Annotated in this window: 14 protein-coding genes; 13 read left to right on the plus strand and 1 reads right to left on the minus strand. The window is 51.0% G+C overall.

All coding sequences use genetic code 11. From position 1 onward, the window contains the following. The first annotated feature begins 129 nt into the window (after nucleotides 1-129). The 4 genes from kefG to slyD all read left to right on the plus strand — a co-directional run bounded on the left by kefG (nucleotide 130) and on the right by slyD (nucleotide 3381). Nucleotides 130-681, plus strand: coding sequence for a glutathione-regulated potassium-efflux system ancillary protein KefG (kefG, locus tag AACS80_RS18090; RefSeq protein WP_001297514.1), 552 nt, complete (start codon nucleotides 130-132; stop codon nucleotides 679-681). Next, nucleotides 681-2486 (plus strand): glutathione-regulated potassium-efflux system protein KefB, encoded by a 1806-nt coding sequence (gene kefB, locus AACS80_RS18095; RefSeq protein WP_000399122.1) that lies wholly within the window; start codon nucleotides 681-683, stop codon nucleotides 2484-2486. The genes kefG and kefB overlap by 1 nt, the downstream gene beginning before the upstream one ends. A 9-nt stretch (nucleotides 2487-2495) precedes the next feature. Further along, on the plus strand, nucleotides 2496-2696 hold the full coding sequence (locus tag AACS80_RS18100) for a YheV family putative zinc ribbon protein (protein ID WP_001007730.1): 201 nt from the start codon (nucleotides 2496-2498) through the stop codon (nucleotides 2694-2696). Nucleotides 2697-2790: 94 nt separating this feature from the next. Next, nucleotides 2791-3381 (plus strand): peptidylprolyl isomerase, encoded by a 591-nt coding sequence (slyD, locus tag AACS80_RS18105; RefSeq protein WP_000861334.1) that lies wholly within the window; start codon nucleotides 2791-2793, stop codon nucleotides 3379-3381. A 48-nt stretch (nucleotides 3382-3429) separates the two neighbouring features. Here the strand turns inward: slyD and AACS80_RS18110 are convergent, their stop codons facing one another. Continuing rightward, nucleotides 3430-3648 (minus strand): protein SlyX, encoded by a 219-nt coding sequence (locus tag AACS80_RS18110; protein ID WP_064527535.1) that lies wholly within the window; start codon nucleotides 3646-3648, stop codon nucleotides 3430-3432. Between the two features lie 220 nt (nucleotides 3649-3868). Here AACS80_RS18110 and fkpA point away from each other — a divergent pair, with 220 nt between their 5' ends. From fkpA to AACS80_RS18155, 9 genes are all read left to right on the plus strand, one after another. After that, nucleotides 3869-4681, plus strand: coding sequence for an FKBP-type peptidyl-prolyl cis-trans isomerase (gene fkpA / locus AACS80_RS18115; protein ID WP_130208921.1), 813 nt, complete (start codon nucleotides 3869-3871; stop codon nucleotides 4679-4681). 166 nt (nucleotides 4682-4847) lie between these two features. Next, nucleotides 4848-5570: a helix-turn-helix transcriptional regulator gene (locus AACS80_RS18120; protein ID WP_000091466.1), complete on the plus strand. Its 723-nt coding sequence runs from the start codon at nucleotides 4848-4850 to the stop codon at nucleotides 5568-5570. Then, nucleotides 5570-5956, plus strand: a complete 387-nt coding sequence (tusD, locus tag AACS80_RS18125; RefSeq protein WP_001209689.1) for a sulfurtransferase complex subunit TusD — start codon at nucleotides 5570-5572, stop codon at nucleotides 5954-5956. Before AACS80_RS18120 ends, tusD begins: the two co-directional genes overlap by 1 nt. Continuing rightward, nucleotides 5956-6315, plus strand: a complete 360-nt coding sequence (tusC, locus tag AACS80_RS18130; protein ID WP_130261005.1) for a sulfurtransferase complex subunit TusC — start codon at nucleotides 5956-5958, stop codon at nucleotides 6313-6315. Before tusD ends, tusC begins: the two co-directional genes overlap by 1 nt. A gap of 7 nt (nucleotides 6316-6322) precedes the next feature. Next, nucleotides 6323-6610, plus strand: coding sequence for a sulfurtransferase complex subunit TusB (gene tusB / locus AACS80_RS18135; RefSeq protein ID WP_130261004.1), 288 nt, complete (start codon nucleotides 6323-6325; stop codon nucleotides 6608-6610). A gap of 125 nt (nucleotides 6611-6735) precedes the next feature. Next, nucleotides 6736-7110 (plus strand): 30S ribosomal protein S12, encoded by a 375-nt coding sequence (gene rpsL, locus AACS80_RS18140; protein WP_000246815.1) that lies wholly within the window; start codon nucleotides 6736-6738, stop codon nucleotides 7108-7110. 96 nt (nucleotides 7111-7206) lie between these two features. Then, nucleotides 7207-7677 carry a 30S ribosomal protein S7 gene (gene rpsG / locus AACS80_RS18145; protein ID WP_001138043.1) on the plus strand — a complete coding sequence of 157 codons (471 nt, stop codon included), beginning with the start codon at nucleotides 7207-7209 and terminating at the stop codon, nucleotides 7675-7677. Nucleotides 7678-7773: 96 nt separating this feature from the next. Then, entirely contained in the window at nucleotides 7774-9888 is a 2115-nt protein-coding gene (gene fusA / locus AACS80_RS18150) for an elongation factor G (RefSeq protein WP_130208915.1), read from the plus strand. A 70-nt stretch (nucleotides 9889-9958) separates the two neighbouring features. Next, on the plus strand, nucleotides 9959-10113 hold a 155-nt coding region (locus AACS80_RS18155; RefSeq protein ID WP_001690099.1), incomplete at its 3' end, for a GTP-binding protein.

The raw sequence follows: 10113 nt of genomic DNA on the forward strand, positions 1-10113 counted from the left end.
AGGCGCCGTATGTTCAGACTATGTTAACTTATCATTATGATAATGTAATGTATGGGCGAGCTGCCGCACCGGGCGCAATGGTAGCCCAAAACAGCGACTATACACAAAAACCATACCGGGAGGGGGATGATGTCTCAGCCAGCGAAAGTTTTGCTGCTGTATGCCCATCCGGAATCTCAGGACTCGGTGGCAAACCGGGTCCTGCTTAAACCGGCCACGCAGCTCAGCAATGTTACCGTGCACGACCTTTACGCGCACTATCCCGATTTTTTTATTGATATCCCCCGTGAGCAGGCATTACTGCGCGAGCACGAGGTGATTGTCTTTCAGCATCCTCTTTATACCTATAGCTGCCCGGCGCTACTGAAAGAGTGGCTGGACCGGGTATTAAGTCGTGGTTTTGCCAGCGGGCCGGGGGGAAACCAACTGGCGGGAAAGTACTGGCGTAGCGTGATTACCACCGGCGAGCCGGAAAGTGCTTACCGTTATGACGCATTGAATCGCTACCCGATGAGCGATGTTCTGCGCCCCTTTGAACTGGCGGCGGGCATGTGCCGGATGCATTGGTTAAGCCCCATCATTATTTACTGGGCGAGACGGCAAAGCGCACAGGAGCTGGCGAGCCACGCCAGAGCCTACGGTGACTGGCTGGCAAATCCACTGTCTCCAGGAGGCCGCTGATGGAAGGTTCCGATTTTTTACTCGCAGGAGTACTGTTTCTCTTCGCGGCGGTGGCTGCGGTGCCGTTGGCATCGCGGCTGGGTATTGGCGCTGTGTTGGGATATTTGCTGGCAGGGATTGCAATTGGCCCGTGGGGACTGGGGTTTATTAGCGACGTCGATGAGATCCTCCATTTTTCAGAGCTTGGCGTGGTATTCCTGATGTTTATCATCGGCCTGGAGTTGAATCCCTCCAAACTTTGGCAACTGCGGCGTTCGATTTTTGGCGTAGGCGCGGCACAGGTGCTGTTAAGCGCGGCGTTGCTGGCGGGATTATTGATGCTGACGGATTTCGCCTGGCAGGCGGCGGTGGTCGGTGGCATTGGCCTTGCGATGTCTTCAACTGCAATGGCGTTGCAATTGATGCGCGAAAAAGGGATGAATCGCAGCGAATCCGGCCAGTTAGGCTTCTCGGTGTTACTGTTTCAGGATCTGGCGGTGATCCCGGCACTGGCGTTAGTGCCGTTGTTGGCGGGGTCAGCAGATGAACATTTCGACTGGATGAAAATCGGCATGAAGGTGCTGGCGTTTGTCGGCATGCTGATTGGCGGGCGCTATTTACTGCGTCCGGTATTCCGCTTTATTGCAGCTTCTGGCGTGCGGGAAGTGTTCACCGCCGCGACGCTGCTGCTGGTGTTGGGTTCCGCATTGTTTATGGATGCGCTGGGACTGTCGATGGCGCTCGGTACGTTTATTGCAGGCGTGCTGCTGGCGGAAAGTGAATATCGCCATGAACTGGAAACGGCAATCGATCCGTTTAAGGGGTTGCTGCTCGGGCTATTTTTTATCTCGGTCGGGATGTCGCTCAACCTCGGGGTGCTTTATACCCATCTGTTGTGGGTAGTGATAAGCGTGGTTGTGCTGGTGGCGGTGAAAATTCTCGTGCTGTATCTACTGGCGCGACTGTATGGCGTGCGTAGCTCAGAGCGAATGCAGTTTGCTGGTGTATTGAGTCAGGGTGGTGAGTTTGCCTTTGTACTCTTTTCTACCGCTTCTTCACAACGCTTATTCCAGGGCGACCAGATGGCGCTGTTGCTGGTGACGGTGACGCTTTCCATGATGACCACGCCGCTGCTGATGAAGCTGGTGGATAAATGGCTATCCCGCCAGTTTAACGGACCGGAAGAAGAAGACGAAAAACCGTGGGTCAACGATGATAAACCGCAGGTCATTGTCGTGGGCTTTGGGCGTTTTGGTCAGGTGATTGGTCGTTTGCTGATGGCAAATAAAATGCGCATTACTGTGCTGGAGCGGGATATCAGCGCTGTTAACCTGATGCGTAAATATGGCTACAAAGTTTATTACGGTGACGCCACGCAGGTAGATCTTTTACGTTCTGCGGGTGCAGAGGCCGCAGAGTCTATTGTCATTACCTGTAACGAGCCGGAAGACACCATGAAGCTGGTGGAGATTTGCCAGCAACACTTCCCGCATTTGCATATTCTTGCGCGAGCACGCGGACGTGTGGAAGCGCATGAGTTATTACAGGCAGGGGTGACGCAGTTTTCCCGTGAGACATTCTCCAGTGCGTTAGAGCTGGGGCGCAAAACGCTGGTTACGCTTGGGATGCACCCGCATCAGGCACAGCGGGCGCAGCTGCATTTTCGTCGCCTGGATATGCGTATGCTGCGGGAGCTTATCCCGATGCATGCCGATACCGTACAAATTTCTCGCGCCAGGGAAGCCCGACGCGAACTGGAAGAGATTTTCCAGCGTGAGATGCAACAAGAACGACGCCAGCTGGACGGCTGGGATGAATTTGAGTAGAGGGTAAAGATGGCAATCCGAAAACGTTTTATTGCGGGCGCAAAATGCCCTGCCTGTCAGGCACAGGATTCAATGGCGATGTGGCGCGAAAATAATATTGATATTGTTGAATGTGTTAAGTGCGGACATCAGATGCGAGAAGCAGACAAAGAAGCCCGCGATCACGTTCGCAAAGATGAACAAGTGATCGGGATTTTTCATCCGGACTAGCGATATGCGCCGAGTTTTTTTAAGCTAGTGAGTACACGGCTGCAGAATTCCGCTACAATCTGCGCCACTATTCTTCCCATGCTCAGGAGATATCATGAAAGTAGCAAAAGACCTGGTGGTCAGCCTGGCCTATCAGGTACGTACAGAAGACGGTGTGTTGGTTGATGAGTCTCCGGTGAGTGCGCCGCTGGACTATCTGCATGGTCACGGTTCCCTGATCTCTGGCCTGGAAACAGCGCTGGAAGGTCATGAAGTTGGCGACAAATTTGATGTCGCTGTTGGCGCGAACGACGCTTACGGTCAGTACGACGAAAACCTGGTGCAGCGCGTTCCTAAAGACGTATTTATGGGCGTTGATGAACTGCAGGTAGGTATGCGCTTCCTGGCTGAAACCGACCAGGGTCCAGTACCGGTTGAAATTACTGCGGTTGAAGACGATCACGTTGTGGTTGACGGTAACCACATGCTGGCTGGTCAGAATCTGAAATTCAACGTTGAAGTTGTGGCGATTCGCGAAGCGACTGAAGAAGAACTGGCTCATGGTCACGTTCACGGTGCGCACGATCATCACCACGATCACGACCACGACGGTTGCTGCGGCGGTCATGGCCACGATCACGGTCATGAACACGGTGGCGAAGGCTGCTGTGGCGGTAAAGGTAACGGCGGTTGCGGTTGCCACTAATACCGAAAAAGTGACAAAAAAGCGGGGAATCCCCGCTTTTTTTACGCCTCAATAATGCGGCGGTGGCGTTTCTTCAGCCTGCGACGCGATGTTCGACGGCTGGCTGGCTTTTAACTTCTCGGTCAGCAGACGCAGATGATCGCGCAGTTTCGCCATCTCCATTTCATGAGCGGTCACCGTGACGTTCAGTTCTTCAATGGTGATTTCCTGAAAAGCCAGCCGGCTCTCCAGTTCTGCCAGGCGTGCTTCCAAAGTTAAATCCTGCATGATTCACCTCTTTTGTCGAATGGTCGCTGCGGATTCTACTTAACTTTGCTGCCCGAGACAGCACTCATTTCGCAGTCATCGAAACTAATTTAAACAAAAAGAGTCTGAAAATAGATGATAATAGGGCGTATCTGTATGTAGATTTGTTCGACAACGTTTTATAGTACCTTTCTGATAATAGTTAACCCAGGGGTGAGATGCCCCGATCCTGGAGATATGGATGAAATCACTGTTTAAAGTAACGCTGCTGGCGACCACAATGGCCGTTGCCCTGCATGCACCAATCACTTTTGCTGCCGAAGCGGCGAAACCAACTGCAACTGCTGACAGCAAAGCAGCGTTCAAAAATGACGATCAGAAATCAGCTTACGCGCTGGGTGCTTCGCTCGGTCGTTACATGGACAATTCTCTGAAAGAACAAGAAAAGCTGGGCATCAAACTGGATAAAGATCAGCTAATCGCGGGTGTTCAGGATGCATTTGCTGATAAAAGCAAACTCTCCGATCAAGAGATCGAACAGACTCTGCAAGCGTTTGAAGCACGCGTGAAGTCCTCCGCTCAGGCGAAGATGGAAAAAGATGCTGCTGATAACGAAGCGAAAGGTAAAGAGTACCGCGAGAAATTTGCCAAAGAGAAAGGTGTAAAAACCTCTTCAACTGGCCTGGTTTATCAGGTAGTAGAAGCCGGTAAAGGCGAAGCACCGAAAGACAGCGATACTGTAGTGGTGAACTACAAAGGTACGCTGATCGACGGTAAAGAGTTCGATAACTCATACACCCGTGGTGAACCGCTCTCGTTCCGTCTGGACGGCGTGATCCCTGGCTGGACTGAAGGTCTGAAGAACATCAAGAAAGGCGGTAAGATCAAACTGGTTATTCCACCAGAGCTGGCTTACGGCAAAGCGGGCGTTCCGGGGATCCCACCGAACTCTACTCTGGTATTTGACGTAGAACTGCTGGACGTGAAACCAGCACCGAAGGCTGATACGAAGCCAGAAGCAGATGCTAAAGCAGCAGATTCTGCTAAAAAATAAGCATTAAAAACCGCCGCCTGACCAGGCGGCGGTTTTTTTATTGCAGGCCGGATATAATTAGTGCTGGAAAGCGGAACCTCCGCTGTATTAATTTAATTACCCGCATCATTAATGAGCCTGCCCTGAAAAGTTAACGACAGGCTCCTGAAAAGGAGTGTTTTTTTTCATGTCCAGGTCGCTTTTAACCAACGAAACCAGTGAGTTGGATTTACTGGATCAACGTCCTTTCGACCAGACCGATTTTGATATTCTGAAATCCTACGAAGCGGTGGTGGACGGGTTAGCGATGCTCATTGGTTCCCACTGTGAAATCGTTTTGCACTCTTTGCAGGATTTAAAATGTTCAGCCATTCGTATTGCCAACGGCGAACATACAGGCCGGAAGATTGGCTCGCCAATTACCGATCTGGCACTGCGTATGCTGCACGACATGACGGGAGCGGATAGCAGCGTTTCTAAATGCTACTTTACTCGCGCCAAAAGCGGCGTATTAATGAAGTCCCTGACCATCGCGATTCGTAACCGCGAACAGCGTGTAATTGGTCTGCTGTGCATCAATATGAATCTTGATGTTCCCTTCTCGCAGATTATGAGCACTTTTGTGCCGCCAGAAACCCCGGACGTCGGTTCAAGTGTCAACTTTGCGTCTTCGGTTGAAGATCTGGTTACCCAAACACTGGAGTTCACCATTGAAGAAGTGAACGCCGATCGTAATGTTTCTAATAACGCCAAAAATCGTCAAATCGTGTTGAATCTTTACGAGAAAGGCATTTTCGATATCAAAGATGCGATCAACCAGGTTGCTGATCGTCTCAACATCTCCAAACATACTGTTTATCTCTATATCCGTCAGTTCAAGAGCGGTGATTTCCAGGGGCAAGATAAGTAATGCGTTTTGCCATCGTGGTGACCGGGCCAGCATACGGAACGCAACAGGCGAGTAGTGCTTTTCAGTTTGCACAGGCGCTGATAGCAGAAGGCCATGAGTTGAGTAGCGTCTTTTTCTACCGGGAAGGGGTCTATAACGCTAACCAATTGACCTCACCGGCAAGCGACGAATTTGACCTTGTGCGCGGCTGGCAACAGTTGAATGCGCAACATGGTGTGGCACTGAATATCTGCGTAGCGGCAGCGTTACGCCGCGGTATCGTCGATGAAACTGAAGCAGGAAGACTGGGGCTGGCCTCGTCAAACCTTCAGCCGGGATTTACCTTAAGCGGACTTGGCGCTCTGGCAGAAGCCTCGCTAACCTGTGACAGGGTGGTACAGTTCTGATGAAACGAATAGCGTTTGTCTTTTCTACTGCGCCTCATGGCACCGCGGCTGGTCGTGAGGGATTAGATGCTTTACTGGCAACTTCCGCTTTAACTGACGATCTCGCCGTCTTCTTTATCGCCGATGGCGTTTTTCAGCTTCTGCCAGGACAAAAGCCCGATGCGGTGCTGGCGCGTGATTACATTGCCACTTTTAAATTGTTGGATCTGTACGACATTGAACAGTGCTGGGTTTGTGCGGCTTCTCTGCGCGAGCGCGGGTTAGATCCGCAGACACCATTTGTTGTCGAAGCCACGCCGCTTGAAGCAGAAGCCTTACGCAGCGAACTCGGCAACTACGATGTTATTTTGAGATTTTGAGGCGTACATGCTGCACACATTACATCGCTCACCCTGGCTGACAGATTTTCCTGCGCTGCTGCGTCTGCTCAGTGAGGGCGACGAACTGCTGTTATTGCAGGATGGCGTAACTGCCGCAGTTGACGGCAACCGCTACCTTGAAAGTCTGCGTAATGCCCCCATTAAGGTTTATGCCCTGAACGAAGACCTCATTGCCCGCGGTTTGAGTGCTCAAATTTCGAACGATATCATCCCAATTGACTATACTGATTTCGTCAGACTTACGGTTAAGCACACCAGCCAGATGGCCTGGTGACGGCGGGATCGTTGTATATTTCTTGACACCTTTTCGACACCGCCCTAAAATTCGGCGTCCTCATATTGTGTGAGGACGTTTTATTACGTGTTTACGAAGCAAAAGCTAAAACCAGGAGCTATTTAATGGCAACAGTTAACCAGCTGGTACGCAAACCACGTGCTCGCAAAGTTGCGAAAAGCAACGTGCCTGCGCTGGAAGCATGCCCGCAAAAACGTGGCGTATGTACCCGTGTATATACTACCACCCCTAAAAAACCGAACTCCGCACTGCGTAAAGTATGCCGTGTTCGTCTGACTAACGGTTTCGAAGTGACTTCCTACATCGGTGGTGAAGGTCACAACCTGCAGGAGCACTCCGTGATCCTGATCCGTGGCGGTCGTGTTAAAGACCTCCCGGGTGTTCGTTACCACACCGTACGTGGTGCGCTTGACTGCTCCGGCGTTAAAGACCGTAAGCAGGCTCGTTCCAAGTATGGCGTGAAGCGTCCTAAGGCTTAATGGTTCTCCGTTAAGTAAGGCCAAACGTTTTAACTTAAATGTCAAACTAAACTCGTAGAGTTTTGGACAATCCTGAATTAACAACGGAGTATTTCCATGCCACGTCGTCGCGTCATTGGTCAGCGTAAAATTCTGCCGGATCCGAAGTTCGGATCAGAACTGCTGGCTAAATTTGTAAATATCCTGATGGTAGATGGTAAAAAATCTACTGCTGAATCTATCGTATACAGCGCGCTGGAGACCCTGGCTCAGCGCTCTGGTAAATCTGAACTGGAAGCATTCGAAGTAGCTCTCGAAAACGTGCGCCCGACTGTAGAAGTTAAGTCTCGCCGCGTTGGTGGTTCTACTTATCAGGTACCAGTTGAAGTCCGTCCGGTTCGTCGTAATGCTCTGGCAATGCGTTGGATCGTTGAAGCTGCTCGTAAACGCGGTGATAAATCCATGGCTCTGCGCCTGGCGAACGAACTTTCCGATGCTGCAGAAAACAAAGGTACTGCAGTTAAGAAACGTGAAGACGTTCACCGTATGGCCGAAGCCAACAAGGCGTTCGCACACTACCGTTGGTAATCCCTTCGGAGTTTTAGTCACCAGGCGGGCGCTTCCAGTAAGCAGCCCGCTTTGGGCTACTTAAATTGAACGCCTAAAAGATAAACGAGGAAACAAATGGCTCGTACAACACCCATCGCACGTTACCGTAACATCGGTATCAGTGCGCACATCGACGCCGGTAAAACCACTACTACCGAACGTATTCTGTTCTACACCGGTGTAAACCATAAAATCGGTGAAGTTCATGACGGCGCTGCAACCATGGACTGGATGGAGCAGGAGCAGGAACGTGGTATTACCATCACTTCCGCTGCAACTACTGCATTCTGGTCTGGTATGGCTAAGCAGTATGAGCCGCATCGCATCAACATCATCGACACCCCGGGGCACGTTGACTTCACAATCGAAGTAGAACGTTCCATGCGTGTTCTCGATGGTGCGGTAATGGTTTACTGCGCAGTTGGTGGTGTTCAGCCGCAGTCTGAAACCGTATGGCGTCAGGCAAACAAATATAAAGTTCCGCGCATTGCGTTCGTTAACAAAATGGACCGCATGGGTGCGAACTTCCTGAAAGTTGTTAACCAGATCAAAACCCGTCTGGGCGCGAACCCGGTTCCGCTGCAGCTGGCGATTGGTGCTGAAGAACATTTCACCGGTGTTGTTGACCTGGTGAAAATGAAAGCTATCAACTGGAACGACGCTGACCAGGGCGTAACCTTCGAATACGAAGATATCCCGGCAGACATGGTTGAACTGGCTAACGAATGGCACCAGTACCTGATCGAATCCGCAGCTGAAGCTTCTGAAGAGCTGATGGAAAAATACCTGGGTGGTGAAGAACTGACTGAAGCAGAAATCAAAGGTGCTCTGCGTCAGCGCGTTCTGAACAACGAAATCATCCTGGTAACCTGTGGTTCTGCGTTCAAGAACAAAGGTGTTCAGGCGATGCTGGATGCGGTAATTGATTACCTGCCATCCCCGGTTGACGTACCTGCGATCAACGGTATCCTGGACGACGGTAAAGACACTCCGGCTGAACGTCACGCAAGTGATGACGAGCCGTTCTCTGCACTGGCGTTCAAAATCGCTACCGACCCGTTTGTTGGTAACCTGACCTTCTTCCGTGTTTACTCCGGTGTGGTTAACTCTGGTGATACCGTACTGAACTCCGTGAAAGCTGCACGTGAGCGTTTCGGTCGTATCGTTCAGATGCACGCTAACAAACGTGAAGAGATCAAAGAAGTTCGCGCGGGCGACATCGCTGCTGCAATCGGTCTGAAAGACGTAACCACTGGTGACACCCTGTGTGACCCGGATGCGCCGATCATTCTGGAACGTATGGAATTCCCTGAGCCGGTAATCTCCATCGCAGTTGAACCGAAAACCAAAGCTGACCAGGAAAAAATGGGTCTGGCTCTGGGCCGTCTGGCTAAAGAAGACCCGTCTTTCCGTGTATGGACTGACGAAGAATCTAACCAGACCATCATCGCGGGTATGGGCGAACTGCACCTCGACATCATCGTTGACCGTATGAAGCGTGAATTCAACGTTGAAGCGAACGTAGGTAAACCGCAGGTTGCTTACCGTGAAACTATCCGCCAGAAAGTTACCGATGTTGAAGGTAAACACGCGAAACAGTCTGGTGGTCGTGGTCAGTATGGTCATGTTGTTATCGACATGTACCCGCTGGAGCCGGGTTCAAACCCGAAAGGCTACGAGTTCATCAACGACATTAAAGGTGGTGTAATCCCTGGCGAATACATCCCGGCCGTTGATAAAGGTATCCAGGAACAGCTGAAAGCAGGTCCGCTGGCAGGCTACCCGGTAGTAGACATGGGTGTTCGTCTGCACTTCGGTTCTTACCATGACGTTGACTCCTCTGAACTGGCGTTTAAACTGGCTGCTTCTATCGCCTTTAAAGAAGGCTTTAAGAAAGCGAAACCAGTTCTGCTTGAGCCGATCATGAAGGTTGAAGTAGAAACTCCAGAAGAGAACACCGGTGACGTTATCGGTGACTTGAGCCGTCGTCGTGGTATGCTCAAAGGTCAGGAATCTGAAGTTACTGGCGTTAAGATCCACGCTGAAGTACCGCTGTCTGAAATGTTCGGATACGCAACTCAGCTGCGTTCTCTGACCAAAGGTCGTGCATCATACACCATGGAATTCCTGAAGTATGATGAAGCGCCGAGTAACGTTGCTCAGGCCGTAATTGAAGCCCGTGGTAAATAAGCCTAAGGGTTAATACCAAAGTCCCGTGCTCTCTCCTGAAGGGGAGAGCACTATAGTAAGGAATATAGCCGTGTCTAAAGAAAAATTTGAACGTACAAAACCGCACGTTAACGTTGGTACTATCGGCCACGTTGACCACGGTAAAACTACTCTGACCGCTGCAATCACCACCGTACTGGCTAAAACCTACGGCGGTGCTGCTCGTGCATTCGACCAGATCGATAA

Source organism: Escherichia sp. E4385, from assembly GCF_963883145.1.
In the GTDB taxonomy this organism is placed as follows: Bacteria; Pseudomonadota; Gammaproteobacteria; order Enterobacterales; family Enterobacteriaceae; genus Escherichia.